This is a genomic window from Lysobacter hankyongensis (assembly GCF_039543145.1).
Lineage (GTDB): Bacteria > Pseudomonadota > Gammaproteobacteria > Xanthomonadales > Xanthomonadaceae > Lysobacter_I > Lysobacter_I hankyongensis.
Genome location: NZ_BAABJE010000014.1, coordinates 124807 through 151641, shown reverse-complemented (window position 1 = coordinate 151641; position 26835 = coordinate 124807). Strand labels below are relative to the sequence as shown.

The following is a 26835-nucleotide window of genomic DNA, read 5'->3' as shown; positions in this document are numbered from 1 at the left end:
CCGACGATTCGCGGCAGACCGGACGTCGCGCGCCGGCATTGATCAGGATTGGGAGAGGAAGTTGTCGCGAACGCGGGCCAGCGTCGCCGTCCTGGAAATCAGGTCGGGGGTCACCGGGATTTCGCGATCGATCAGTTCTTCGATGATCAGGATGTACTCGACGAAGTTGATCGAGTCGATCAGCTTCTGTTCGAACAGATCGGTGTCGTCGTCGATGTGCGCGAGGTCCGGGTGTTTCTCCAGGACCCACTCGCGCAGGGTTTCGATGCCCGCCGTCTCGATGCTCATGACGGACTCCCGATCAGCGGGATGCCGATTCCGTTCATGAACTTCAGCGGCCTCGCCAGCACCGCCGAGACGTGATGCGCGCGTCTTGCGGGATGCGCGAGCAGGCTGCGCCGCAGCGCCACGCCGCCCTCGATGCCGCTGTCGCGGTACATCGCGGGTTGATACAGCGACTCGATCGAGATCCGCACGAAACGCTGCAGATGGGCGATGGCGGCTTCACGTTCGGACTCGCCGCTCGCGGCGAACGCGATGTCGCGGGTCTGCGCCAGCAGCGCGCGACCGAAGGTGATGTGTCTGGCCTCGTCGGCGTGATGGACCTGATGGATCAAGCGCACGAACGGCGAGACCCGGTCGTCGCCGCCGGCGACGACGTTGTAGTAACCGCCGATCTCCTCGAAGATGAAGATGCGCGCGAACAGCAGGAAAAATTCCATTTCCCTGCCGAAGCGTTCGTCGGCGATGCCGATCTTCTTGCTCGAATAGATCTTGCCGCCGTAGCGCCGGCAGAACTCGCCGAAGAACCAGAGATGTTTGTTCTCTTCGTCGATGAAGTGATGGATGTAGGTTTCGATGCCGGGCAGGTCGGGCGTGTACAACTGCGCGGAAAGCGCGCTGATCAGCTCGCGTTCGCCCTCGACGTTGAGGCTGAACGCGTTGATGCACTCCCATTTCGACAATCGTTTGAGCTGCTGTTCGGACAGCGCCTCCGCGTGCTCGGTGCCGTGGACGCTGAGCAGTTCCGGAGGCAGCCACCATTCGTCGTCGGGAATGGCGTCCACCCATTCGATCTGCGAGAAGCTGTTGACATGGCGTTCGCGCGACAGACGGATCAGTTGCTGGACGCGGGACGCGAAGACCGGATCGGTATCGATCCGCGTGAGCGATGGCGGCGATGCTGCAAGAGCGGCGTATGGTGGCATGTCCTGAGTCCTTTCCGCCATCGGAGAATCGATGGCGCCCTGTTCCTGGTGAGGCCGTCACTCCTGCTGTCGCATGGGCGGGGTTTCCTTCGATTTCCCCACGGATCGGCTTGGGCCGCAGAATACTTCAAACGTTTGATTGATCAAGCTGCGGTGCGGCATAGCCAATCAAGTGATTGATTTTCTCGGGAATATTGCATTCTGCACGATGACGTGCGGCTGCAGTCCGGTGCCGGGCGGATTCGAAACAGGGGGCGAAGCGCCGGAACGGCGGACACGGACACGGACACGCCGGCCACGAGACTCGGGCCGGGTAAGAAAGAGGGGTGCGCCGTCGGCGTGGGATCGACGGGCACTGCGTGCCGTTTCCCTCGGAAACGGCACGCAGTCCGTGGTGCGGTTACTGCGTCGCGGCGGCCTGATCCCGCAGTTCGCGGCGGAGGATCTTGCCCACGTTGGTCTTCGGCAGTTCGGTGCGGAATTCGACGAACTTCGGCTGCTTGTAGCCGGTGAGATTCTCGCGCGCGTGCGCACGGACCTGTTCGGCGGTGAGGTTGGGATCCTTCTTGACGATCACGACCTTGACCGCTTCGCCGGACTTGTCGTCGGGAACGCCGACGGCGGCGACTTCCAGCACCCCGGGCATCAGCGCAATGACATCCTCGACTTCGTTCGGATAGACGTTGAAGCCGGACACCAGGATCATGTCCTTCTTGCGGTCGACGATGTAGAAGAAGCCGTTGCCGTCCATCCGCGCCATGTCGCCTGTGTGCAGCCAGCCTTCCTCGTCGATGATCTTCGCGGTCTCGTCCGGCCGCTGCCAGTAGCCCTTCATCACCTGCGGTCCGCGGATGCACAGCTCGCCGATCTCGTCGACGCCGAGCTTGTTGTAGTTGTCATCCATCACGCAGGCGTCGGTGGAAGGAATCGGCAGGCCGATCGAGCCGTTGTATTCGGGCAGATCCAGCGGATTCATGCACGCGGCCGGCGAAGTTTCGGTCAGACCATAAGCCTCCACCAGCGTGCAGCCGGTGACCTGTTTCCAGCGCTCCGCGACCGCGCGCTGCACGGCCATGCCGCCGCCAAGCGTGAGGTGCAGATGGGAGAAGTCGATCTTGTCGAAGCCGGGCGTATTCAGCAGCCCGTTGAACAGCGTGTTCACGCCGGTGATGGCGGTGAACGGCACCTTGCTCAGCTCCTTGACGAAACCGGCCATGTCGCGCGGGTTGGTGATGAGATAGTTGTGCCCACCGAACTTCATGAACACCAGGCTGTTCGCGGTCAGCGCGAAGATGTGGTACAGCGGCAGCGCGGTGATGATGATCTCCTCGCCCATGCGCGCGTTGCGCCCGATCCACATCGAAGCCTGCTGCATGTTGGCCACGAGGTTCCGGTGGGTCAGCATCGCGCCCTTGGACACGCCGGTGGTGCCGCCGGTGTACTGCAGGAAGGCGATGTCTTCCGGAGCGATGTCGATCTCCGGCAGCGTGTGCATCTGGCCGAGAGTCAGGGCGTCGCGGAAGCGGATGGCGTTCGGAATGTCGTAATCCGGCACCATCTTCTTCACGTGTTTGAGGACGAAATTGACGATCATGCTCTTGGGGAAGGAGAGCATGTCGCCCAGGCCGGTGGTGATGACCTGCTTCACCGGCGTGTCGGCGATGACTTCCTGAACGGTCTTGCCGAAGTTGTCCATCACCAGGATCGCGCTCGCGCCCGAGTCGACCAGCTGGTGCTTGAGTTCGCGCGGGGTGTACATCGGATTGGTGTTCACCACTGTGAGGCCGGCGCGGAGCACACCGAAAATCGCGATCGGATATTGCAGACAGTTGGGCATCATGATCGCGACGCGATCGCCCTTCTTGAGTTTCAGCTCGCCGAGCAGGTAGGCCGCGAACTGCTTGCTGTAGCGGTCGACCTCATCGTAGGAGAGGGACTTGCCCATGTTCGAAAATGCGGTGCGATCGCGATACTTTTCCAGCGACGTCTGCAGTACGGACACGATCGAACGATATTCGTCGACATCGACTTCCTGCGGTACGGAAGCCGGATAACTCGCGATCCACGGGCGCTCTTGCATCATGTGTTCCCCTCCATCATCTTCGAGTGCGGCCGGTGTCCGGCCGTTCATTGTTGTCCCGTCGATTGGAGCATAGGCCCCCGGGGCCCGCAAGACGTTTCCGCGCCGATTTCGAGCGGGGATGCGGCGCCCTGCGGCATCCGCCGCGCCCGCAGGCACCGGCCCTCCGGGAGGCGGCGGTGCCCGCGATGGCGCCGATCGGCTGATCCGCTCGGCTCACTCGCGAATCGGCGATGTCGGACGGATGGGTCCGCGCGAATGGACTCAGGCCGAGGGGGCGGCCGCGAGTTGTCGCAGCACGTAGTGGAGAATGCCGCCGTGCCTGAAGTATTCGACTTCCTTGGGCGTGAGCAGCAGCACCCGCGCCTCGAATCGCGTTTCGCCGGCGGGCTTGCGGGCGACGATCGTCGCCGTCTTCGCGGCGCCATCGTCGAGACCGACGATATCGATGACTTCGGAACCATCGAGGCCGAGCGTCTGCGCGTTCTCGCCGTCGCGGAACTGCAGCGGCAGCACGCCCATGCCGACCAGATTGGAACGATGGATGCGTTCGAAGCTCTCGGCGATCACCGCCTTCACCCCGAGCAGGTTGGTGCCCTTGGCGGCCCAGTCGCGGCTGGAGCCGGTGCCGTATTCCTTGCCCGCCATCACCACCAGCGGCACGGCTTCGGCCTTGTAACGCATCGCCGCGTCGTAGATCGCGAGCTTTTCGCCTGAAGGCTGGTGCAGGGTGTTGCCGCCTTCCTCGCCGCCGAGCATGAGGTTCCTGATCCGGATGTTCGCGAACGTGCCGCGGACCATCACGTCGTCGTTGCCGCGGCGCGACCCGTAGCTGTTGAAGTCCGCGGGCTGCACGCCGCGCGACTGCAGGAAACGCCCGGCGGGCGAACTGGCCTTGATGTTGCCGGCAGGCGAAATGTGATCGGTGGTGATCGAATCGCCGAACAGACCGAGCACCCGCGCGCCGTGGATGTCGTCGATGGTGCCGACGCGCATGCTCATGCCTTCGAAATAGGGCGGGTGCTTGATGTAGGTCGACGCGTCGTCCCAGACGTAGGATTCGCCTTCCGGCGAGGCGATCGCGTTCCAGCGGCTGTCGCCCTTGAACACGTCGGCATAGTTCCGCGCGAACATCTCCGGCCCCACCGTCGCGGCGATCAGGTCGCCGATCTCCTTGTTGCTGGGCCACACGTCGCGCAGATAGACCGGACGACCATCGCGGCCGGTGCCGAGCGGATCGCGGGTGAGATCGATGTCGACCGTGCCGGCCAGCGCGTACGCCACGACCAGCGGCGGCGAGGCGAGGTAATTCATCTTCACCTCGGGATGCACGCGGCCTTCGAAGTTGCGGTTGCCGGACAGCACCGAGGCCACGACCAGATCGCCATCCGCGATGCCTTTCGAGACTTCGTCCGGCAGCGGGCCGGAGTTGCCGATGCAGGTGGTGCAGCCGTAGCCGACGACGTGGAAACCGAGCGCTTCCAGATCGTCGAGTACGCCGGCCTTCCTCAGATAATCGGTCACCACCAGCGAGCCCGGGCCGAGCGAGGTCTTGACCCACGGCATGGACTTCAGGCCCTTCGCCACGGCGTTGCGCGCCAGCAGGCCGGCGCCGAGCATCACCGCCGGGTTCGAGGTGTTGGTGCAGGAGGTGATCGCGGCGATCACCACCGAGCCGTCGGTCAGCTCGCAGTCCTGGTCGCGGATGCGGACCTTCGCCGCGGGCTTCGCCGCCAGATGCTCCGCCTGCGGCTGCGCGCCGCCTTCTTCGACGAATTCCGAAACCTGCGTCTTCTTCGCCGTGCGTTGCGCGGTCAGGCCGAGCAGGTTGGCATGGAAGTCGGCCTGGACGCCTTCCAGCAGCACGCGGTCCTGCGGACGTTTCGGGCCCGCGAGCGAAGGCCGTACGTCGCCGAGATCGAGTTCGAGCGTGGCGGAATAGGTCGCGGCCGGTGTGGTCGCGTCGTGCCATAGCCCCTGCGCCTTCGCATAGGTTTCGACCAGCGCGATCTGCGCCTCGCTGCGGCCGGAGAGCCGCAGATAAGTCAGCGATTCGGCGTCGATCGGGAAGATGCCGCAGGTCGCGCCGTACTCGGGCGCCATGTTGGCGATGGTGGCGCGGTCCGCGAGCGGCAGGTGCTGCAGGCCGTCGCCGAAGAATTCGACGAATTTGCCGACGACGCCGTGTTTGCGCAGCATCTGGGTCACGGTGAGCACCAGATCGGTCGCGGTGGCGCCTTCGGGCAGCCGGCCGGTAAGCCGGAAGCCGACCACCTGCGGAATCAGCATCGACGAGGGCTGGCCGAGCATCGCCGCTTCGGCCTCGATCCCGCCGACGCCCCAGCCGAGCACGCCGATGCCGTTGATCATGGTGGTGTGCGAATCGGTGCCGAACACGGTGTCCGGGAACGCATGGGATTCGCCGTCGATCTCGCGTTCCATCACCACCCGCGCCAGATGCTCCAGGTTCACCTGATGCACGATGCCGGTGTTGGGCGGCACCACCTTGAAGTTGTCGAACGCCTTCTGGCCCCAGCGCAGGAAGCCGTAGCGTTCGCGGTTGCGCGCGAATTCGATCTGGCCGTTGAGGTCCAGCGCCTCGGGCTTGCCGAAGACGTCGACCTGCACCGAATGGTCGATCACCAGTTCCGACGGAATCAGCGGATTGATCCGCTTCGCGTCGCCGCCCAGCTTCACGACCGCGTCGCGCATCGCCGCCAGATCGACCACGCAGGGTACGCCGGTGAAGTCCTGCAGCACCACGCGGGCGGGCATGAACGCGATCTCGGTGTCGGGTTCGCGGGTCGCGTCCCAGCGCGCCACCGCTTCGATGTGCTCGGGCAGCACGCTCACGCCGTCCTCGTGCCGCAGCAGATTCTCCAGCAGGATCTTCATCGAGTAGGGCAGGCGGGCAAGGCTGCCGAATCGGGCTTCGAGCCGCGGCAGGCTGAAGTAATGCAGGGAACGGCCGTCGACATCGAGGCGGCTGCGGGTGCCGAAGGTATCGCGCATGACTGGGCTCCGTTGGGGGATTCGGGGCGGATCTGTCGCCGATGCATGCCGCCGGGGCATGCCGGAGATCCGGCTGCGGGAACGACTGCAACATCATGCCCGCATCATGGGGCCGGATGATCGGCTTCCATGGAGTATGCATGGAAAAGTATGTATCATCTCGACATACCAGAACCGGGGCCCGCCCATGGAAGCGATCGTCGCCGAACGCGGCCAGATCACCCTGCCCAAAGCCGTCCGCGATGCGCTCGGCCTGACCAAGGGCAGTGTGCTGAAGGTCGAGCTGGAAGGCAGCCGGATCGTCCTGCGCAAGTCCGTGGACGACGCCATTTCCCGCGCCCGCGGCCGGTTCCGCCTCGACGGTTTCGAATCCAGCGACGCGGCGATCGAAGCCGTGCGCGGCCACGTCGCCGAAGCATCGGCAGGTGATGGCGAGAGCGACGCCGGCGCATGATCGCCATCGATTCTCCGGTCCTGATCGATCTTCTGGCCGACGGCCCGCATGCGGATGCCGCCGAAGCCTGTCTGCGCCAATGCCTCAGCGCCGGCCCGGTGGTGGTCTGCGACGTGGCCCTGGCCGAGGTCTGCGGCGCGCTCCGCGACGGCGCCGATGTGCTGGCCGTGCTGGAGGAGATGAGCATCCGCTACAGCCCGCTGGAGGCCAAATCGGCCCTGCGCGCCGGCGAGATGCAGCGACGCCATCGCCAGCGCGCCGGCCACGACCTGCGCGCGGCCCCCGATTTCCTGATCGGCGCCCATGCCCTACTACAGTGCAATGGACTGATCACCCGCGACGACCGATTCTTTCGCGACTACTTCAAGGGCCTCAAACTCATCGTTCCGACCGTGTCCGAACCGGTACGTTGAAGCCCATCGCCCCGCACCCCAATTCAACGCACGCCAGAGACCAGGAGTCACTCATGCTCGCCGCCTATCGCCAACATGCCGCCGAACGCGCCGCGCTCGGCATCCCGCCGCTGCCGCTCACCGCGCAGCAGACCGCCGATGTCATCGAACTGCTGAAGGCGCCGCCGGCCGGTGAGGAAAGCACGCTGGTCGATCTGATCGCGAACCGCGTGCCGGCCGGCGTCGACGACGCCGCGAAAGTGAAGGCGTCCTACCTGGCGGCCGTCGCCTTCGGCAACGAAGTCTGCCCGTTGATCTCCCGCGAGCGCGCCACCGAACTGCTCGGCACCATGCTCGGCGGCTACAACATCCACCCGTTGATCCAACTGCTGGACGACGATGCGGTCGGCGGCATCGCCGCGGACGCGCTGAAGCACACGTTGCTGATGTTCGACGCTTTCCACGACGTCGAGGAAAAGGCCCGGGCCGGCAACGCCAACGCGAAGGCCGTGCTGCAGAGCTGGGCCGACGCCGAATGGTTCACCAGCAAGCCGGAAGTCCCGCAGAGCCTCACCATCACCGTGTTCAAGGTGCCGGGCGAGACCAATACCGACGATCTCTCGCCCGCGCCCGATGCGACCACGCGTCCGGACATTCCGATGCACGCGCTGGCGATGCTGAAGAACACCCGCGAAGGCGCGCCGTTCAAGCCGGAGGAAGACGGCAAGCGCGGTCCGATCCAGCAGATCCTCGATCTCAAGGCCAAGGGCCATCTGGTCGCCTATGTCGGCGACGTGGTCGGCACCGGCTCCAGCCGCAAGTCCGCGACCAACTCGGTGCTGTGGTGGACCGGCGAGGACATTCCGTACATCCCGAACAAGCGCTTCGGCGGCGTCTGCCTGGGTTCGAAGATCGCGCCGATCTTCTACAACACGATGGAGGACGCCGGCGCGCTGCCGATCGAACTCGACGTGTCGAAGATGGAGATGGGCGATGTGGTCGAACTGCGCCCGTACGACGGCAAGGCGCTGAAGAACGGCGAAGTCATCGCTGAATTCCAGGTCAAGTCCGACGTGCTGTTCGACGAAGTGCGCGCCGGCGGCCGCATCCCGCTGATCGTCGGCCGCGGCCTGACCGCGAAGGCCCGCGAATCGTTGGGTCTGCCGGCGTCGACCCTGTTCCGCCTGCCGCAGCAGCCCGCCGACAGCGGCAAGGGCTTCTCGCTCGCGCAGAAGATGGTCGGCCGCGCCTGCGGTCTGCCTGAAGGTCAGGGCGTGCGTCCCGGCGCCTACTGCGAACCGAAGATGACCTCGGTGGGCTCGCAGGACACCACCGGTCCGATGACCCGCGACGAGCTGAAGGATCTGGCCTGCCTCGGCTTCTCCGCCGATCTGGTGATGCAGTCGTTCTGCCATACCGCGGCCTATCCGAAGCCGGTCGACGTGAAGACCCACCACACGCTGCCGGAATTCATTTCCACCCGCGGCGGCATCTCGCTGCGCCCGGGCGACGGCGTGATCCACAGCTGGCTCAACCGCATGCTGCTGCCCGACACCGTCGGCACCGGCGGCGACTCGCATACGCGCTTCCCGGTCGGCATTTCGTTCCCGGCCGGCTCGGGCCTGGTCGCGTTCGCCGCGGCCACCGGCGTGATGCCGCTGGACATGCCGGAATCGGTGCTGGTGCGCTTCAAGGGCCAGATGCAGCCGGGCGTGACCCTGCGCGATCTGGTCAACGCGATCCCGCTGTACGCGATCAAGCAGGGCCTGCTGACCGTCGCGAAGCAGGGCAAGAAGAACATCTTCTCCGGCCGCATCCTCGAAATCGAAGGCCTGCCGGATCTGAAGGTCGAACAGGCGTTCGAGCTGTCCGACGCGTCGGCCGAACGTTCCGCCGCCGGCTGCACCGTGCATCTCAACAAGGAACCGATCATCGAATACATCAACAGCAACATCACGCTGTTGAAGTGGATGATCGCCGAAGGTTACGCCGACGCGCGTTCGATCGCTCGCCGCATCCGCAAGATGGAAGCGTGGCTGGCCGACCCGCAGTTGCTGCAGGCCGATGCCGACGCCGAGTATGCGGCTGTCATCGAAATCGATCTGGCCGACGTGCACGAGCCGATCCTGGCCTGCCCGAACGATCCGGACGACGTGAAGACGCTGTCGGAAGTCGCCGGCGCCAAGATCGACGAAGTGTTCATCGGTTCGTGCATGACCAACATCGGTCACTTCCGCGCCGCCGCGAAGCTGCTGGAAGGCAAACGCGACATCCCGACCCGGCTGTGGGTCGCGCCGCCGACCAAGATGGACGCATCAGAACTGACGAAGGAAGGTCATTACGGCACCTTCGGCACTGCGGGCGCGCGCATGGAAATGTCCGGCTGCTCGCTGTGCATGGGCAACCAGGCGCAGGTGCGCGAGGGCGCGACCGTGTTCTCGACCAGCACCCGCAACTTCCCCAACCGTCTCGGCAAGAACTCGAACGTTTACCTGGGTTCGGCGGAACTCGCTGCGATCTGCTCGCGTCTCGGCCGCATTCCGACCAAGGCCGAATACATGGCCGACATCGGCGTCATCAACGAGCAGGGCGCCGAGATCTACCGCTACATGAACTTCGACCAGATCCAGGATTACAGGGATGTGGCGGATACGGTGGCGGCGTGACGCTTTGAGGTGGCGCGGCCTTCAGGCCGCGCTGTCGATGCGACATCGGCGCGGCAGGTTGCCTGAAACACGAAGCCCGGCGAAAGCCGGGCTTTTCGTTTCGAAGGAAATGACGATTGACCATCAGCGCGACGCGCCGTGGTAATCGGGGATGCGCAGCGCGACGCCGAGTCCGCGGCCGTCGAGGCCGTCGCCCATCGTCAGTTCGCCGCCGAGGACCTGCACGATGCGGTTGACGATGGCCAGCCCAAGGCCCGCACCGCCGCCCTGCGCGGCGTCGAGCCGCTGGAAGCGTTCCAGCGCGTCGGCGCGGCGCGACGCGGGAATGCCCGGGCCGTCGTCGCGGATGTCGAGCACGGTCGCCGCGCCATCGCGGACGGCCGTGACCTGCACGCGCACGCCTTCCGCGCCGTGGCGCAGCGCGTTTCCGATCAGGTTGCGCAGCAGGATCCGCAGCAGCACCGCGCCGCCCTCGATCCGCAGGTCGCCGGGCACGTCCAGCACGATCCGCGCCTGCATACGACGCACGTCCGTCGCGAGTTCGGCGACCACGTCTTCCGCGATCTCGCGCAGGTGCACGCTCCCGCCTGCGCTGTCCAGTACGCCGGCTTCCAGCCGCGACAGGGTCAGCAATTGTTCGGTGAGTCCGCTCATGCGGTCGCAGCCCGCGATCACGCCGGCCAGCGCGCGGCGACGCTCGTCTTCGTCGCGCGCACCCTGCGCCACCTGCGCCTGGGCACGGATCGCCGCGACCGGTGTGCGCAGTTCATGCGATGCATCGCCGATGAAGCGACGCTCGCGCTCGATGCTTTCGCCGGTGCGCGCGAACAGCGCGTTGAGGCGTTCCAGCAGCGGGCGGATCTCGTGCGGCGCATCGTCGCTCGGCAGCGGTGCGGTATCCAGCGGCACGCGCGCATCGACCGCCTGCGCGATGCGCTGCAGCGGCGACAGCCCGCGCCCGACGCCGATCCACAGTCCGAGCCCCAACAGCGGCAGGGCCAGCAGCATCGGCCACGCCTGCCGCGCGAGCGCTTCGTGCAGGATGTCGCGACGTGCGGATTCCGGCTCGCCGACCTGAACCCAGAAACCTTCACGGCTGCGCGTGACGTAGACGCGCCAGCCGACACCGGACGCGCGCACGTTGGCGAAGCCCTGGCGGAACGGTGCCAGCGGCGTGTCCGGCGCGTTCGCGCTGTGCACGCCCAGTTCGCCTCCGTGCCACACCTGCAACGCAAGCCGCTGGTGGTCGTCGCCGAGATCGGGCAGGTGCTCCAGCTCGATTTCCTCCAGCTCTTCCGAGGCCTGCGCCACCAGCAGCGCGGCCGACGTGGCGAGATGCGCGTCGAGTAGTTCGTCGAGTTCGCGGCGGGCCTGCACGTAGCTCGCCAGCGTCGCCGCCAGCCACACCGCGACGACCGTGGCCAGGGTCGCCGCCAGCAGCCGTGCGCGCAGCGAGAACGCGCCTGTCATCGGACGCGTCATCGGGCGTCCGCCGCATCGGCATCGGTCGCCGATGGCTGCGGCGATCGCAGCATGTACCCCACGCCGCGCTGGGTGACGATCAGCGCGGGATCGATCTTGCGGCGCAGATGGTGCACGTGCACCTCCAGCGCGTTCGATTCGACATCGTCGCCCCAGCCGTACAGACGCTCGGTCAATTGTTCCTTGCTCAACCAGCGGCCTGCGGCGCGGGCGAATTCCAGCAGCAGATCGAATTCGCGCGGCGACAGCGACACCGCGGTGCCATGCCATTCGACCAGGCGCGCCGCCGGATCGATGCGCAATGCCCCGATCTGCAGCAGCGGCCGCGGATCGCCGTCGCTGCGACGCACCAGCGCGCGCAGCCGGGCCGCCAGTTCATCCAGATCGACCGGCTTCACCACGTAATCGTCGGCGCCGGCATCCAGGCCGCGGATGCGTTCCTCCACCGCATCGCGGGCGGTGAGAATCAATATCGGTGTGCGGTCGTTGGCATCGCGACGCTGACGCAGCAGTTGCAGGCCGGACAGCCGCGGCAGCCCGAGATCGAGCACCACCGCCGAGAAGGCGCTGGTCTTGAGCGCGGTGTCGGCGGCGATGCCATCCCGGACCCAGTCGGCGGCGAAGCCGCGCTGGCGCATGCCGATGCCGAGCGCTTCGCCCAGCAAGGGATCGTCTTCCACCACCAGGATGCGCATCATCGGCCTCCGCAGGGACAGGGCATTGTCGGCGTCGCGGACAACGGCATCAATCGTCGTCGCCGTCTTCGTCCCGGTCTTCGCGACCTTCCGATTCTGCGCCTGCGGCGCGTTCGCCGTCGCGATGCTCGCCTTCGGCCGACGCGTCGCCGCCGGGCAGGCCCAGCGGCGGTCGCTTCAGCATCAGGCCTGCGGTCCAGAACGCCGCCAGCGCCGCCAACAGTGCCAATCCGACCACGAACGAGCGTTTCCGGATGCCGTCCTCCGCACGCAGCCCGCGCTTGCGGCCGGTGATCATGGCCTTCGGCAGATTCTCACGATGCAGCACGCTGCCGACGATCACGCCCAGCAGATGCAGGCCGACGACGACCAGCATCGCGGTGGCCAGGATTTCGTGCACCTCCTCCAGCGCTTCGCCGGCACCGGACATCATCGCGATGCCGACGCCCGCGGTCGCCAGACCGAGGCCCAGCAGCAACCAGATCGCCACCGCGCCGGCGGGATTGTGGCCGACGTGATGAGCGGGCCGCCCTCTGAGCATGCCCGCCAGATAGCGCCATGTCGTGACGGGGCCGTGCGCGAAACTGGCGAAACGTGCGTGGCGGCTGCCGACGAATCCCCAGACCACGCGGAACGCGATCAGGCCGAACAGGCTGTAGCCGAACAGCAGGTGCAGCAGATGCTGGCGCTCGCTGTCGGAGGTCAGCCAGGCGCCGGCGAAACAGATCGCGAGGCTCCAGTGAAACAGGCGCGTGGGCAGATCCCAGACCAGCGTGCCCGCATCGCGGGCGGCGGGGGCTGCGGCGGAAGAGGTCGTGGTGCTCATCGTTTCGCTCCGGCGGAAGAAGGTGGGGTGGCGACGCGCGGCATACGGACATCGCGTTCGGAAAAGGCGCCGCGGTCGGCGCCGCGATGGCAACCGCCGCAATTGGCGGCGGAGCCGATTTCTCGTGAACGCCAGATTGATGCCGGCACTTCGTCGTGTTCGTGCACGAACCATGCGGTGCGCGTGATCCGCAGCGGCGCGGACGGATTTGCGGCGCGGCGCCCGGCGTTCGCCAGCAGCCAATCGCGGACGACAGCGGTCTCTGCAGGCGCCAACGTGGCATCGCTGCCGAAATGGCGATCGAGCGTGGACATCAGCGTGCGCCAGGACGCGGCGGGCAGTCCCGACGCCGGATACGGCGCATGACAACCGCCGCATTCGTCGATGTAAACCGCGGGTGGCGGTGTGCGCCGGGCATCGATTTCGTCCCTGTCGTCGTCGGCGCGCACGGCCGCGAACGGCAGCGCGAGCACCAGCGCAAGCGCTGCATAAATCGAAGCCGTGGGCATCCGCGTCTCGTTCATCGCGCGCCTCCCGGGTGCAGGCCGTCGAGCCATGCGATCACATCAACCTTTTCCGCGGCGGTGCACTCGCGATCGAGCACGTCGCGACAATTGCGGCGGAACCATTTCTCGGCTTTCGCGGCATCGGCGAAGCGTGCGGGATTCGCGGACGGCGCCAGCGGCTGCAGCCTGCGACCGGTGACGGCATGCTTGCCGGTCGCGGTCGCATCGGGCGTGTGGCAACTGGCGCAGCTCCAGTCGCTGCCGTGCTTCGCCAGGAAGAATCGTCGGCCGCGTTCGCTGGAGGCGCCGCGATAGGCGCGATCCTCGCGCGCGGCCTGCGCGGCATACCGTGCCTGCAGCGTGGCAGCCGGCGATGCCGACAGGGCGGCCGGCGGAACGGACATCAGCGCCGATAGCGCGCAGAGGAACGGAAGCATTCGCATGGATGGTCTCGCGATGGATTCGGATGCGGTCACGATGCGCGCGCAGGATTAAGTGCGACTTACGATCCTGGAGGACATCGCGCATCGCATCGCCCTTCGTCGCCGGGGAATGCGCATGCGCGTGCCAACGCGAACGCCCCGCGGGCGACGTGCGACCGCGGGGATTTGGTGGGTGATCTGGATCTCAGCCGTCGGCGGGAAGTGGCGTGGTGTCCGCGCGTTCGGGCAATTCCGGATAGTCGATCTTCGGGATCGGCGCGGTGAGCGCGTGCAGGAACAGATGGATCTTCTCGGCTTCGTCGGGGGCCAGCGTCGCGCCGAGCTGAGCGTCGCCCATGATCGTCACCGCGTCCTGCAGTTTCCACACGTTGCCGGAATGGAAATACGGCGCGGTCGCGGCGATGTTCCGCAACGGCGCGGCGCGGAACACGTATTCATCGGCCTGCGACTTGGTGACGGCGAAACGACCGCGATCGCCGGCCGGGCGCACCGCATCCGCGGGCGCATGCACCACGCCGAACGGGAAATACGCCTGTCCGCCGAGGTTGATGCCGTTGTGGCAGCTCGCGCAGCCCTTGTCCATGAACAGTTTCAGCCCCGCCTGCTGATCCGCGGTGAGCGCGCGCGCATCGCCCTTCAGGAACGCGTCGAACGGCGCGCCGGGCGTGATCAGCGTGGTTTCGAAGGCTTCGATCGCCTTCGCCATGTTGTCGAAACTCACCGGCGATGTTTCCTGCGGGAACGCTGCCTGGAACGCCAGTACATAGCCGGGCATCGACTTGAGGGTGGTTTCCACCGTTTCCGGCGTGTTGTTCATTTCCACGCCGGCCTGCACAGGCCCCTTGGCCTGCGCCTTGAGGTCCTCGGCGCGGCCGTCCCAGAACTGGGCCACGTTGAACACCGCGTTGTAGACCGTCGGCGCGTTGCGCGGACCTTTCTGGAAGCCATGGCCGATCGACGTGGGCACGCCGTCGATCCCGCCCATGCCGACGTTGTGGCACGAATTGCAGCTGATGACGCCGCTGGAGGAGAGGCGGCCGTCGAAATACAGCATCTTGCCGAGCACGATCTTTTCCGCAGTCACCGGGTTGCCGGCCGGATCGGGCGCCTTGTCCGGGATCGGCTGGAACAGCGCTTTTGCCTGGGCCAGCAGTTCGGGCGATGCCGCGGGCCCAGCGGCGATGGAAGCGCCCGACGTGGTTGCCGGCGCGGTGGACGCAGCCGCGCTGTCTGTCGCGGGCGATTCGGTCCGGGGGCCGCATCCGGCGGTCAACAACGCGATCGCCAGGGCGCAGGCGAGGGTGGAGGTCTGCATCGTGAAGCTCCTGTCGACGAGAGTTCCACCGTCGGCTTCGAAGCTTAAATCGGCCTTAAGAAGCCGCGGAACGACCGCCTGTGGGTTTGGGCAATGTGTCGGTCGGGCGCAACAGAGTTCCGTTTCGACCGGGATTATCGGGACGTTGCGGATACGGTCGTGGTCTGATCGAAGCATGCGATGCAAGGGAAACGCCAGGCATTGCCGGACGTTTCGGTTCGGACTGCGCGCTGTTAGCATCGGCGAATGTCCGAGCACGACTCTCCCACCGGGTACTCGCAGAAATCCGCAGGCGGCATCGCGGAGACCACTTGTCCGCATTGCGGCTCATCGCAGGTCTCCCAGCACCCGGTCACGGGCGAGTGGACCTGTCTGTACTGCCGGGCACATTGGGCCGCCACCCGGACAGCCGTCGTTTCGGTTGGCGACGAAAACGCGCCGCGTGGCGCGGACATCGCCACCGGCCGGGTGTTCGTCTGCCCCAATTGCGGCGGAACCCAGCTCAAGCAGGACGGTTACACCGGCAAATGGCTGTGCCTGGACTGCCGCAACGAGTTCCTCGATGTCGATGCGAGGATGGTTGTCGTCGATGCGGCCGCCACCATCCGCAAGAACGACCTGGTCGTGGACACCGCGAACCTGCTGAGCGATGCGCAGGAGGCCGATTTGCTGGCGTATCTGCGCTCGATCGAATCGCAGTTGGTGGTTGCGGTGGAAACCGTCAACACGGTCACCGAGAACGTCGAATACTACGCACGCCGCCGCGCGCAGGAACTCGGCGTCGGCCGCGACGACATCGACAATGGCGTGTACATCGTGGTGGTGCTGAATCCACGGCGCATCCAGATCGTCGCCGGCAACGGCGTCGCGCCGAAGATCGATGCGACGCAGCTTAATCGCATTTCCAGCCAGATCATCGCGCCGAAATTCAAGGCGGGCGACTATGTGGCCGGGTTCAAGAGCGGTGTCGCGGAGATGCTGCGGTTGTATTCGTCTCCAGCCAACAGCGCCCAGGCGTCAGCAGCGAAGCCGAACGGCGGAGGAAAGATGGGGCGCGGGTGCCTGGCCGTGGTGCTTGCGGCCATCACGGCGATCATCGGAGGCTGCTTCGGCTTGGCGCATTGGCAGGCCCGGCAGCCGTACCACAGCTATACACGGATCAGCGCGGAAGGCGCGACCTGCTTCGACCACTACTACGTGTACGACAAGCAGGCGAAAACCCATCGTCTGGCATCAAAGATCGCAGTGCCCGTCGGCAATTGCATGAGCGAGAAAAAAACGGCCAGCTCATGCACACAGCAGGTTTACACCACGTTCGAATCGATCGATTGGCGCGATGTTGAAGTGAGCAGCCGGACCGTGAGCGGTGATTTCTGCAGCAGTTCCAGTCGAGATTCCGGCGGTAACAGCAGCAGTTCCTATGATGGGGGCGACTTCGATTCGGGATCCAGCGGCGGTTCCGATTGGTAGAGCGTCACATCAGATGCGCGTCGATCGCTGCCACCATCTGCCGGCGGCTGAATACGAAATCCCACAGCGAGCCGCCCATCTGGCGCCACAGCACCGCGGAGCGCAGCGCGGCGAGCAGCAGGGCGCGGATCTCGGCGACGACTTCGGGCTGCTGCAGGTAGTGCGGATTGCCCTGGACGATGACTTTCGGCCGCAGGTGACTGATGGTGTCGGCATAGAGCTGGCCGAGACGCGAAATCGCCTCCGGGTGGATGCTGCCCTGCCGTTCGGCGATGCCGCCGAGCGTGCGGATGCCCTCGAGGACGTGTTCGGTCATGCCTTCGTCGGCGACGAAACGGCGTTCGATCTCCAGGATCGCCTTCGCGAGTTTCGGCAGGGCGTCGTCGCCGCGGACGGTGCCGAGGTGGTCGCGGAGCAGCAGCAGGCCGCCGCGGACCGACGCGCTGCCGCCATAGACCGCTTCCACCGAATCGGCATCGATCCGGAACACGCTGTCCAGGGCGATGCGCTCGGCGGCGGCATCGGCGTGGCCGGTGTCGGCGATCTGGCGAACGAGTTTGAGCGCCTGCAGCAGGCCGGCGAGGGCAAGTACCCGGGAACTGAAATCCATCGTCATGCGCACAGGATAGCGGGGATGCGGCGCGCGGTCAGGTCTTCGTCGCGACGGCGTCGCGTTCCAGCGGCGCGTCGGTGGCAGCGATCACCGCGCCGCCGAGGCAGACCTCGCCGTCGTACAGCACCAGCGATTGCCCCGGCGTGACCGCGCGCTGCGGCCGTTCGAAGACCACCGACAGCGTGCCGTCGTCGTGGACTTCGACTTCGCAGGCCTCGTCCTGCTGGCGATAGCGGGTCTGCGCGCTGCATACGAAACGAATCGCCGGCGGCGAGCCCGCGATCCAGTGCGCGCGCTCGCTCCACAGTCGGCTCGAGAACAGATACGGCGAATCCGTGCCCTGGTCGACGATCAGGGTGTTGTCCGCCACGCGCTTGCCGACCACGAACCACGGCGCCGCCGCGAAGCCGCGGACGCCGCCGATGTGCAGGCCTTCGCGCTGGCCGAGGGTGAAATAGAACACGCCCGGGTGCTCGCCGACGCGGCGGCCGTCGGGCGTGACCATCGGACCGGGTTTCGCGGGCAGGTACTGCGACAGGAACTCGCGGAAATCGCGTTCGCCGATGAAGCAGATGCCGGTCGAATCCTTCTTCGCCGCGGTCGGCAGGCCGGCTTCGGCCGCCATCCGCCGCACGTCCGGCTTGATCAGGTCGCCCAGCGGGAACAAGGTTGCCGCCAATTGCGCCTGACCGAGCTGGTGCAGGAAATAGCTCTGATCCTTGTTGCGGTCGGCGGCGCGCAGCAGTTGCCAGACGCCATCGCGTTCGCGGACCCGGGCGTAGTGCCCGGTGGCGATGAAGTCGGCGCCGAGTTCGCGGGCGGCGTCGAGGAAATGCTTGAACTTGATCTCGCGGTTGCAGAGCACGTCCGGATTCGGCGTGCGCCCCGCGGCGTACTCGCCGAGGAAGTGCTCGAACACGCCCGCCCAGTATTCCTTCGAGAAATCGCGGAAATGGATCGGAAGGCCCAACCGGCCGCAGACCGCGACCGCGTCGCGGCGGTCGTCTTCGGCGCGGCAGTCGCCGCTGCCGTCGTCGGCCCAGTTGGTCATGAACAGTCCGGCGACGGATCGAGCGGGGTCGGTCAGCGCCTGGTCGCGCAGCAGCAGGGCGGCGACCGAGGAATCGACGCCGCCGGACATGCCGACGATGATGTGGGGCGCGCTCACGATCCGGACCGCTGCGTCAGGTCAGATGCTGCAGCAGGGTCAGCGGCGAGCGGTGCCCGGCGAGATGATCCGCGACCACCTGCCAGACCATCGGGCTGCGATGCCGATCGCGGGCATCGAGCAGTTCCTGCGGGCTGAGCCAGAGCGCCTGGACGATGCCCTCGTCGAGGGCGCGCGTGGGGTCGTGGCGTTCGGGCTCCGCAGCGAAGGCGAAGCGAAGGTAATGCCGTTCGGTTTCAGGGGCCTTCCACTGATAGGCCCCGAGAAACGCGGTGAGGCGCACGTCCCAGCCGGTCTCCTCGCGGGTCTCGCGAAGAGCGGCATCGGCCAGGCTTTCGTCGGGTTCGAGATGACCGGCCGGCTGGTTCAGCACCAGCCGGCCCTTGACGCGTTCCTCGACGCAGAGCAACCGGCCGTCGGCGACCACGACCGTGGCCACGGTGACGTCCGGTTGCCAGAAACGGCCTTCGCGGTAACTCATGCGATTCGCGCCGCAATCATCTGCGTCTGCGACGTGCCGGTCTGGAGCATGCTGGTCTGGACCATGTTCGTCCGGATCACAGGTCGTCGCGGTCGCCGCTGAACTCGATCTCCATGTCGTCGGCCGTTTCGGCGGCGATGTCCATGGCGGCTTCGAGTTGCTTGGCGCTGACGTTGTCGGGCAGCTTGATGACGAAATACAGCACGTCGCCGCCGATTTCCCAGCTGCCGAACTTGTTCTTGCGGCTTTCGGCGAGCATTTCCAGCGCCTTGGCGCCGTTGATGCCGTCCTTTTCCACCCGTGCGGCGGGAGAGAAGACTTCACGGATGGTGAAGCCGGCGACCGACTCGGTCTTGCCGCTCACGAAGACCAGCTGGGTGCGGCCTTCCTTGGAATAGTTGTAGGTGACCTTGTAATCGCCGTCCTGATCGACTTCGTACTTGATGCCCTGGCTATCAAGACGGGATTTGACCGAAGCGTCCTCCGCCTGTGCGGCGGGAGCGAAGGCGACGGCGGCGACGAGCAGCATGGAAGCGGACAGCGTGTTGCGGACGAACGATGACATGAGCGACTCCCCCGGAGTGGATGGCCGACATGGCCTTTCCCGTCGCCATTGTGTTCCGGAGAGCGGACCGCCGTCCACGGTCCGAAGGTCTCAGACACCCTTACGCCCCGATGCCTGCTTGCCGATCGCGTCGGATCGGCGTGCCGGCATTGCCGGGCCGCCCGCTGACCTTCCTCGATGCGATGCCGACGCCCAGGCTCCTTGCCGGGGGATCCAGGACCGTTTCCCGCAGGGGCGACGGATTTTCGTCAGGACATCAACGAGGAGCTACGCCATGAAGAACATCGGGATGCATGCGCTGTCTTCGACCCTCGGCCTCGCGCTGGCACTCGGCGCGGCCGCCGAAGTACAGGCCGCGGCCACCGCGAATTTCCAGGGGTTGTGCAACTGGAATGCGGGCTTCACCCAGTACACCTGCAGCTTCGACGCCCGGCGACCGGCCTCCAGCCCGTCCGCCTGCCCGGGGTCGTACGTCTGGAAGTACTTCTGGGATTTCGACGACGGGTCGACCCTCTTCACCGGGAGTCCGCTGGTCAGCCACACGTTCCCGGATCGCGCCGACCGCGTGGTTGGCCTGCGGGTGATCTGCTGGAACGGCGAGATCGCCGATCGCCTGCGCCACGTCTGCTCGACGGTCGGTACCCCCGGCTGCATCCAGATCAACGGCAACTGGAACTGAGGTCCGCATGCCGCCCCCCCGACGCGGGGTCGGGACGCGGCGTTGCGCCCCTGCCGCGGGCAGCGGCGGGGGCGCCCCCGTATAATTCGCGGATGGCCAACCACCACGAACACGATCACGAACACGGCGTCGCCGTCGAGACCAGCAAGCCCGAGCTGGCGCGACCGCCCCTGTACGCCGTCATGCTGTTGAACGACGACTACACGCCGATGGATTTCGTCGTCGAGGTGCTGACGCGCTTTTTCAGCATGAACCTCGAGAAGGCCACCCAGGTCATGTTGCATGTCCATACCCGCGGCCGCGGGGTCTGCGGCGTCTTCACCCGCGAGATCGCCGAATCGAAGGTCGCCCAGGTGAACGAATACGCACGGATGAATCAGCATCCGCTGTTGTGCACCATGGAAAAGGCCTGAGACGCCCCCACTGACCATCTGCGGATGCGCAGCGACCGGGTCATGGCCCGGATCTTGCGTCGATCCATTCGTCGTTTCGTCCATCCTGCATCGTGCAATCCGCGTCGTCGGCTTGCATCCGACCGTGCGATGAGCGCATTGTCATGTCGTACGGGTCCTCGCAGCGCACACGCAGGCGACGGAACCGGCAGGACGCGATGTTCACGACGGAGTGTTCCAAAACTCCGGTATTCCATGGCGGCGTGGGGGAACCCATGTCGTGCGAATCCCGGGCCCGGCAGGTCGGCGCGATGACGCAGCGCGGCAGACTTGGCCTCCATCGGCATAACTTCTTCGGAGGGCGGCAGCGACCATGTTCAGCAAAGACCTCGAATACGCCATCGGTCAGTGCTACAAGCATGCCCGCGAGGCGCGGCACGAATACATGACGGTCGAGCACCTGCTGCTCGCGCTGCTCGACAATCCATCGGCGGAAACCGTGCTCAAGGCCTGCGGCGCGGACTTTCCGCGACTGCGCGGCGACCTCGAACATGCGATCTCCACCTCGGTCGCCAGTCTCGCCGAGGAAGACGCCCGCGACACCCAGGCCACGCTCGGGTTCCAGCGCGTGCTGCAGCGTGCGGTCTATCACGTGCAGTCGTCGGGCAAGAGCGAAGTCACCGGCGCCAACGTGCTGGTCGCGATCTTCGGCGAGAAGGACTCCTACGCCGTCTACTATCTCAACCAGCAGGGCATCAGCCGGCTGGACGTGGTCAATTACCTGTCGCACGGGATCGCCAAAAGTGGCGATGCGCCGGAATCGCAGGGGCAGGAATCGTCCGAGCAGAACAGCGAGAGCGACAACGGCGACGGCAAGAACGATCCGCTGGCGGAGTTCACTTCCAACCTCAACGCCCAGGCGCGCGAAGGCCGTATCGACCCGCTGGTCGGGCGCGCGGACGAGATCGAGCGCACGATCCAGGTGCTCTGCCGTCGGCGCAAGAACAATCCGCTGTACGTGGGCGAGGCCGGCGTCGGCAAGACCGCGCTGGCCGAAGGCCTGGCGCGGCGCATCGTCGATGGCGAAGTGCCGGATGTGCTGGCCGGCGCCACGATCTTCTCCTTGGATCTCGGGGCGCTGGTCGCCGGCACCAAATACCGCGGCGATTTCGAGAAGCGGCTGAAGTCCGTGCTTTCGGCGTTGAAGAAGATTCCGCAGGCGGTGCTGTTCATCGATGAGATCCACACCATCATCGGCGCCGGTTCCGCCAGCGGTGGCACCATGGACGCGAGCAACCTGATCAAGCCGGCGCTGGCGTCGGGCGACCTGCGCTGCATCGGTTCCACCACTTTCCAGGAATACCGCGGCATCTTCGAGAAGGACCGCGCCCTGGCGCGTCGCTTCCAGAAGATCGACGTGGTCGAGCCGACCATCGGCGAGGCGGTCGAGATCCTGCGCGGCCTGCGTTCCAAGTACGAGGCCCACCACAACGTCACCTACGCCGACGACGCCATCCAGGCCGCCGTCGATCTGTCGGTGAAGCACATCAACGACCGCCTGCTGCCCGACAAGGCCATCGACGTGATCGACGAGGCCGGGGCGCGCCAGCAACTGTTGGCGCCCGAGCACCGCAAGTCGCGCATCGACGTCGAGGAAGTCGAGCTGATCGTCTCCAAGATGGCGCGGATCCCGGCCAAGCAGGTCAGCGCGTCCGACAAGGACGTGCTGCAGCACCTCGAACGCAATCTCAAGATGGTGATCTTCGGCCAGGATCCGGCGATCGAGACGCTGACGTCGGCGATCAAGCTCGCCCGCTCGGGGCTCGCCAACCCGGACAAGCCGATCGGCAGTTTCCTGTTCGCGGGGCCGACCGGTGTGGGCAAGACCGAAGTCACCCGGCAGCTCGCGCTGCAACTCGGCATCGAACTGGTCCGCTTCGACATGAGCGAATACATGGAGCCGCATTCGGTGAGCCGCCTCATCGGCGCGCCTCCGGGCTACGTGGGCTTCGACCAGGGCGGGCTGCTGACTGAGAAGATCGTGAAGACGCCGCACTGCGTGCTGCTGCTGGACGAAGTCGAGAAGGCGCATCCGGACATCTTCAACATCCTGCTGCAGGTGATGGACCGCGGCATCCTGACCGACACCAACGGCCGCGAGGCGAATTTCCGCAACGTCATCGTGGTCATGACCACCAATGCCGGCGCGGTCCAGGCGGCCCGTCGCTCGATCGGCTTCACCAAGCAGGATCACAGCACCGACGCGATGGAGATCATCCGCCGCAGCTTCAGTCCGGAGTTCCGCAATCGCCTCGATGCGGTGGTGCAATTCCAGGCGTTGGGCTTCGACCACATCCTGCGCGTGGTCGACAAGTTCCTGATCGAACTGGAAACCCTGCTGCACGAAAAGAACGTATCGCTGTCCGCGACCCCGGCGGCCCGGGACTGGCTGGCCGAGCACGGTTTCGACCCGCTGATGGGCGCGCGGCCGATGGCGCGTGTGATCCAGGATCGGGTCAAGCGCCAGCTCGCGGACGAACTGCTGTTCGGCAAGCTGCTCAACGGCGGGCGGGTGTCGATCGACGTCCGCGACGACGAACTGGTGGTCGAATCGCAGGCCGAGCCCGAGAAGCTGCTGCCGGCGACGGTCGAGTAGGACCGTCGCCCGTTCGGGCGAGGATTTCCCCGCAAACAGAAAAGGCGGCCGATGGCCGCCTTTTCTTTCAATTACTTGCGCGAATCACTTCATGCGATAGGTGATGCGCCCCTTGGTCAGGTCGTAAGGGGTCATTTCGACCTTGACCTTGTCCCCGGTGAGGATGCGGATGTAATTCTTCCGCATGCGCCCGGAGATGTGGGCGATGATCTCGTGGCCGTTCTCCAGCTTCACCCGGAACATGGTGTTCGGGAGCGTTTCGGAGACCGTACCTTCAAATTCGATGACGTCGTCTTTCGCCATGCGTCCTGGGCTGCCGTGAAAGCCGGGCCGATGGCCCGACGAAGCCGCGCATTCTGCCACGCCCGGGCATTAATCGCAAAAAAATCGTTATCGGCCCGCGATCCGCGATACCGGCAGGTCGCCGAATGCCGCGGTCCATGGCCCCGGGCTGCCGGATTCCCCCGCCTCGGATGCGTCGACCAGGGGCGCGATCGCCGCGAGGAAGCGGCTCCGCGGCAAGGATTCGGCGCCCATCCGCAGCAGGTGGTCGTTCTCGACCTGAGCGTCGATCAGCGGCCAGCCCCAGTCATGCAGGCGCCAGGCCAGCGCCGCCAGTGCCGCCTTGGAGCCGCCGCTTTCCAGACTGACCATGCTTTCGCCGAAGAACATCCGCCCGAGCGCCACGCCGTAGATGCCGCCGACCAGGCGCGCTCCCTCGAAGACTTCGATGCTGTGGGCGCGACCCAGCCGGTGCAGGACGCGATACGCGGCCTGCATATCGTGGGTGATCCAGGTGCCCGACTGTCCCGGACGCGATGCGGAGGCGCAGGCCTCGACGACCGCGGCGAAGGCGGTATCGGCGCGGGCGATCCAGCCGGTGCCGCGGAGGAAGCGCAGGTCGCGACGCGACAGGCGGACGCCGTCGGTGCGGAACACCGTGCGCGGGTCCGGCGACCACCAGAGGATCGGTTCGCCCTCGGAGAACCAGGGAAAGATGCCCTGGCGATACGCGTTGAGCAGGCGCAGCGGGTGCAGATCGCCGCCGGCGGCCAGCAGACCGTCTGGGTCGCGCAGGGCTGTGTGCGGCGGCGGGAAGGGCGCGGTCGGATCGGACGAGAGCCACGGCAGGCGAAGGCTCACGGCGGCGATGCCTCCGCGCGGAACGGGGAATGCGCCGCGAGCTGGGCCGCATAGCGACGCACCGCGACCGCTTCTTCCTCGCACCAGGATGCCAGTGCATGGGCGAATGCCGGTTCGGCGAGCCAGTGACGGCTTCGCACGAAGGCGGGCAGGAAACCGCGATCGATCTTGTGCTCGCCCTGTGCGCCGGGCTCGAAACGGGTCAATCCTTCGCGCAGGCAGTAGTCGATGCCCTGGTAATAGCAGGTCTCGAAATGCAGACCGGGCAGGACCTGCGAGGCGCCCCAGTAGCGACCGTACAGTGTGTCTCCGCCGCGCAGGCACAGCGCCCCGGCGATGGTCTCGCCCGCGCGATAGGCGAGGATCAGCACCAGTTGCCGCGGCATCGCGCGCGCGAGATGTTTCAGGAAATCGAGGGTCAGCGCCGGAGAATTGCCGTAGTCGGCGAAGGTCTGCAGGTAGAAGCCATGCATGGCGGCGAGATCGGCTTCGCTCGCCTCATCGCCGTGGACGATGCGGAAGTCCGTGCCGGCCCGTGCGACCTTCGCGCGCTCCTGGCGGATGTTCTTGCGGTGCTTGTGGTCCATCGCGGCGAGGAAATCCGCGAAGTCGCGCCAACCGGCGTCGTTGCGCCAGTGGTACTGCACATCGATGCGCTGCAGCCAGCCGGGTGCGTCCGCGAACGCGGCGTCGTCCTCGGCATCGAGGAAATTCACGTGCGCGGACGAGGCGCCGATCTCCGGTACGTGGTTCGCGATGGCATCGATCAACCGCCGCCGGGCGTCGGAATCCCGCGCCAGCAATCGTGGGCCGGTGACGGGCGAGTAAGGCACCGCGCACAACCACTTCGGGTAGTAATCGTGGCCGTAATGGGCATAGGCACGGGCCCAGGCATGGTCGAACACGAATTCGCCGTGCGAATTGTGTTTCATGTAGCCGGGCGCCGCGGCGATCAGCGCATCGCCGTCCCACAGCGTGAGGTGATGGGGTGTCCATCCCCAGTGCTCGCGCAGGCAGCCGTGGATTTCGAGGCCCGACAGGAAGGCGTGCGCGACGAAAGGGTTGCGGCCGTCGTGGAGCCCATCCCAGGCGGCGGCGGGGATGTCGCTCAGCGCGGGCAACCGCCGGATCGTCATCCGCGCGCTTTCTGTCGATAGACGTCCGGATCGTGCTTCTGCATGTGCCGCTCCGGCTGCGTCAGCGGCTCGAAACCGAATCCGGCGTACAACCGTTGCATGTCGCGCGTCACCAGATGCCAGCGGCGCAGGCCCTGCAGGCGCGGATCGGCCATCAACGCTTCCACGACGGCGCGACCGAAGCCCTTGCCGCGATGCTGCGGCAGCACGAACACGTCGGCGAGATAGGCGAAGGTGGCCTGATCGGTCACCGCGCGGGCGAAGGCGACCTGGCCGATGCCATCGAGGTGCCCGCTGCAGCAGACCGAATGCCGCAGCGCGCGTTCGAGCGTTTCCAGCGGAATGTCCGCGGCCCAGTACGACTCGCCTGACAGGAATCCGTGGACCAGCGCCAGATCGATGTCGTCGAAATCCGCGCTGGTCCGCAGCATCGATCAGCCTTCCTTGTCCAGGAACTTCTCGGCGTCCAGGGCCGCCATGCAGCCGAAGCCGGCCGAGGTGATGGCCTGGCGGTAGACCTGATCGGCGACATCGCCGGCGGCGAACACGCCGGGCACTGAGGTCTGGGTGGCGTTGCCGTCGAGGCCGGTCTGGATGGTCAGATAGCCGTTCTTCATCGCCAACTGGCCTTCGAACAGGGCGGTGTTCGGGGTGTGGCCGATGGCCACGAAGAACCCGTGGATGGCGATGTCGCGGCTACCGCCGTCCTGCACCGATTTGACCCGGATGCCGGTCACGCCGTTGTCGTCGCCCAGCACCTCGTCGACGGTGTGGTGCCAGACCGGCTCGATCTTGCCGGCCTGGATCTTCGCGAACAGTTTGTCCTGCATGATCTTCTCGGCGCGCAGGGTGTCGCGACGGTGCACGAGATAGACCTTGCGGGCGATGTTCGACAGGTACAGCGCTTCCTCGACCGCGGTGTTGCCGCCGCCGATCACCGCCACGTCCTGGTCCTTGTAGAAGAAGCCGTCGCATGTGGCGCAGGCGGACACGCCGCGGCCCTTGAACTTCTCTTCCGACTGGATGCCCAGGTATTTGGCGGTGGCGCCGGTCGCGATCACCAGCGCGTCGCAGGTGTATTCGCCGCTGTCGCCCTTCAGCCGGAACGGGCGCTGCGACAGGTCGGCGGTGTGGATCTGGTCGAACACCACCTCGGTCTCGAAGCGCTCGGCGTGCGCCTGCATGCGCGCCATCAGGTCCGGGCCCATCAGGCCGTGGGCATCGCCCGGCCAGTTGTCGACTTCGGTGGTGGTCATCAGCTGACCGCCCATCTGCAGGCCGGTGATGACCACGGGCTTGAGATTGGCGCGCGCGGCATAGACGGCGGCGGTCCAGCCGGCGGGACCGGAACCGAGGATGATCAGCTTGATGTGCCTGGAAGTACTCATGGGGGGCGGGGCTCGTGGGGGCAGGGCTCGAGGAAGCTCGCGACGGAGAAGGGAACGGCCCGGAA

At 66.2% G+C, this 26835-nt stretch carries 26 protein-coding genes; 7 read left to right on the top strand and 19 right to left on the bottom strand.

The features are described from left to right. Positions 1-42: 42 nt before the first annotated feature. From ABD974_RS12735 to acnA, 4 genes are all read right to left on the bottom strand, one after another. Positions 43-288: a hypothetical protein gene (locus ABD974_RS12735; RefSeq protein WP_345303714.1), complete on the bottom strand. Its 246-nt coding sequence runs from the start codon at positions 286-288 to the stop codon at positions 43-45. Then, positions 285-1208: a diiron oxygenase gene (locus ABD974_RS12730; protein WP_345303713.1), complete on the bottom strand. Its 924-nt coding sequence runs from the start codon at positions 1206-1208 to the stop codon at positions 285-287. The genes ABD974_RS12735 and ABD974_RS12730 overlap by 4 nt, the downstream gene beginning before the upstream one ends. Before the next feature lie 400 nt (positions 1209-1608). Next, a complete protein-coding gene (locus ABD974_RS12725) occupies positions 1609-3291 on the bottom strand; it encodes a long-chain fatty acid--CoA ligase (protein ID WP_345303712.1) in 1683 nt (560 codons plus the stop codon). Between the two features lie 261 nt (positions 3292-3552). Further along, complete coding sequence (gene acnA, locus ABD974_RS12720) at positions 3553-6300, bottom strand: aconitate hydratase AcnA (RefSeq protein WP_345303711.1); 2748 nt, start codon at positions 6298-6300, stop codon at positions 3553-3555. Positions 6301-6487: 187 nt separating this feature from the next. On the opposite strand from acnA, the gene ABD974_RS12715 reads away from it, so the two are divergent. Genes ABD974_RS12715 through ABD974_RS12705 form a run of 3 tightly spaced genes read left to right on the top strand, consistent with a single transcriptional unit; the run spans position 6488 to position 9812 of the window. Next, positions 6488-6754, top strand: coding sequence for an AbrB/MazE/SpoVT family DNA-binding domain-containing protein (locus ABD974_RS12715; protein ID WP_345303985.1), 267 nt, complete (start codon positions 6488-6490; stop codon positions 6752-6754). Beyond that, the gene (locus ABD974_RS12710) at positions 6751-7167 is read left to right on the top strand and encodes a type II toxin-antitoxin system VapC family toxin (protein WP_345303710.1); all 417 of its coding nucleotides are present in this window, start codon (positions 6751-6753) and stop codon (positions 7165-7167) included. The genes ABD974_RS12715 and ABD974_RS12710 overlap by 4 nt, the downstream gene beginning before the upstream one ends. A 53-nt stretch (positions 7168-7220) precedes the next feature. Next, positions 7221-9812 (top strand): bifunctional aconitate hydratase 2/2-methylisocitrate dehydratase, encoded by a 2592-nt coding sequence (locus ABD974_RS12705; RefSeq protein WP_345303709.1) that lies wholly within the window; start codon positions 7221-7223, stop codon positions 9810-9812. A 123-nt stretch (positions 9813-9935) separates the two neighbouring features. Here the strand turns inward: ABD974_RS12705 and ABD974_RS12700 are convergent, their stop codons facing one another. From ABD974_RS12700 to ABD974_RS12675, 6 genes are all read right to left on the bottom strand, one after another. After that, complete coding sequence (locus tag ABD974_RS12700) at positions 9936-11294, bottom strand: ATP-binding protein (RefSeq protein ID WP_345303708.1); 1359 nt, start codon at positions 11292-11294, stop codon at positions 9936-9938. Next, on the bottom strand, positions 11291-11992 hold the full coding sequence (locus tag ABD974_RS12695; RefSeq protein WP_345303707.1) for a response regulator: 702 nt from the start codon (positions 11990-11992) through the stop codon (positions 11291-11293). The genes ABD974_RS12700 and ABD974_RS12695 overlap by 4 nt, the downstream gene beginning before the upstream one ends. Before the next feature lie 46 nt (positions 11993-12038). Beyond that, entirely contained in the window at positions 12039-12815 is a 777-nt protein-coding gene (locus ABD974_RS12690; RefSeq protein ID WP_345303706.1) for a cytochrome b/b6 domain-containing protein, read from the bottom strand. Beyond that, positions 12812-13324, bottom strand: coding sequence for a cytochrome C (locus tag ABD974_RS12685; RefSeq protein ID WP_345303705.1), 513 nt, complete (start codon positions 13322-13324; stop codon positions 12812-12814). The genes ABD974_RS12690 and ABD974_RS12685 overlap by 4 nt, the downstream gene beginning before the upstream one ends. An 11-nt stretch (positions 13325-13335) precedes the next feature. Beyond that, on the bottom strand, positions 13336-13764 hold the full coding sequence (locus tag ABD974_RS12680; RefSeq protein ID WP_345303704.1) for a DUF1924 domain-containing protein: 429 nt from the start codon (positions 13762-13764) through the stop codon (positions 13336-13338). Positions 13765-13948: 184 nt separating this feature from the next. Next, positions 13949-15079, bottom strand: a complete 1131-nt coding sequence (locus ABD974_RS12675) for a cytochrome-c peroxidase (protein WP_345303703.1) — start codon at positions 15077-15079, stop codon at positions 13949-13951. A gap of 246 nt (positions 15080-15325) precedes the next feature. Between ABD974_RS12675 and ABD974_RS12670 the strand changes: the two genes are divergently transcribed. After that, on the top strand, positions 15326-16549 hold the full coding sequence (locus ABD974_RS12670) for a TPM domain-containing protein (protein ID WP_345303702.1): 1224 nt from the start codon (positions 15326-15328) through the stop codon (positions 16547-16549). A gap of 4 nt (positions 16550-16553) precedes the next feature. Here ABD974_RS12670 and hflD read toward each other — a convergent pair whose 3' ends face one another. From hflD to ABD974_RS12650, 4 genes are all read right to left on the bottom strand, one after another. Continuing rightward, positions 16554-17165 (bottom strand): high frequency lysogenization protein HflD, encoded by a 612-nt coding sequence (gene hflD, locus ABD974_RS12665; RefSeq protein ID WP_425562685.1) that lies wholly within the window; start codon positions 17163-17165, stop codon positions 16554-16556. Between the two features lie 31 nt (positions 17166-17196). Further along, positions 17197-18330: a tRNA 2-thiouridine(34) synthase MnmA gene (gene mnmA, locus ABD974_RS12660; protein WP_345303700.1), complete on the bottom strand. Its 1134-nt coding sequence runs from the start codon at positions 18328-18330 to the stop codon at positions 17197-17199. Positions 18331-18346: 16 nt separating this feature from the next. Then, the gene (locus ABD974_RS12655) at positions 18347-18811 is read right to left on the bottom strand and encodes an NUDIX hydrolase (protein ID WP_345303699.1); all 465 of its coding nucleotides are present in this window, start codon (positions 18809-18811) and stop codon (positions 18347-18349) included. Positions 18812-18887: 76 nt separating this feature from the next. Then, positions 18888-19376 carry a hypothetical protein gene (locus tag ABD974_RS12650; protein ID WP_345303698.1) on the bottom strand — a complete coding sequence of 163 codons (489 nt, stop codon included), beginning with the start codon at positions 19374-19376 and terminating at the stop codon, positions 18888-18890. Between the two features lie 274 nt (positions 19377-19650). Here ABD974_RS12650 and ABD974_RS12645 point away from each other — a divergent pair, with 274 nt between their 5' ends. The 3 genes from ABD974_RS12645 to clpA all read left to right on the top strand — a co-directional run bounded on the left by ABD974_RS12645 (position 19651) and on the right by clpA (position 23103). Continuing rightward, on the top strand, positions 19651-20055 hold the full coding sequence (locus tag ABD974_RS12645) for a hypothetical protein (RefSeq protein WP_345303697.1): 405 nt from the start codon (positions 19651-19653) through the stop codon (positions 20053-20055). Between the two features lie 92 nt (positions 20056-20147). Next, positions 20148-20468, top strand: coding sequence for an ATP-dependent Clp protease adapter ClpS (clpS, locus tag ABD974_RS12640; protein ID WP_345303696.1), 321 nt, complete (start codon positions 20148-20150; stop codon positions 20466-20468). Between the two features lie 352 nt (positions 20469-20820). Continuing rightward, positions 20821-23103: an ATP-dependent Clp protease ATP-binding subunit ClpA gene (gene clpA, locus ABD974_RS12635; protein ID WP_345303695.1), complete on the top strand. Its 2283-nt coding sequence runs from the start codon at positions 20821-20823 to the stop codon at positions 23101-23103. An 84-nt stretch (positions 23104-23187) separates the two neighbouring features. Here clpA and infA read toward each other — a convergent pair whose 3' ends face one another. The 5 genes from infA to trxB all read right to left on the bottom strand — a co-directional run bounded on the left by infA (position 23188) and on the right by trxB (position 26770). Continuing rightward, the gene (infA, locus tag ABD974_RS12630) at positions 23188-23406 is read right to left on the bottom strand and encodes a translation initiation factor IF-1 (protein ID WP_117202246.1); all 219 of its coding nucleotides are present in this window, start codon (positions 23404-23406) and stop codon (positions 23188-23190) included. An 87-nt stretch (positions 23407-23493) separates the two neighbouring features. Then, positions 23494-24246, bottom strand: coding sequence for a leucyl/phenylalanyl-tRNA--protein transferase (gene aat, locus ABD974_RS12625; protein WP_345303694.1), 753 nt, complete (start codon positions 24244-24246; stop codon positions 23494-23496). Continuing rightward, positions 24243-25382 carry a GNAT family N-acetyltransferase gene (locus ABD974_RS12620; protein WP_345303693.1) on the bottom strand — a complete coding sequence of 380 codons (1140 nt, stop codon included), beginning with the start codon at positions 25380-25382 and terminating at the stop codon, positions 24243-24245. The genes aat and ABD974_RS12620 overlap by 4 nt, the downstream gene beginning before the upstream one ends. After that, positions 25379-25813 (bottom strand): GNAT family N-acetyltransferase, encoded by a 435-nt coding sequence (locus ABD974_RS12615; RefSeq protein ID WP_345303692.1) that lies wholly within the window; start codon positions 25811-25813, stop codon positions 25379-25381. Before ABD974_RS12615 ends, ABD974_RS12620 begins: the two co-directional genes overlap by 4 nt. Positions 25814-25816: 3 nt before the next feature. After that, entirely contained in the window at positions 25817-26770 is a 954-nt protein-coding gene (gene trxB, locus ABD974_RS12610; protein WP_345303691.1) for a thioredoxin-disulfide reductase, read from the bottom strand. Between the last annotated feature and the right edge of the window lie 65 nt (positions 26771-26835).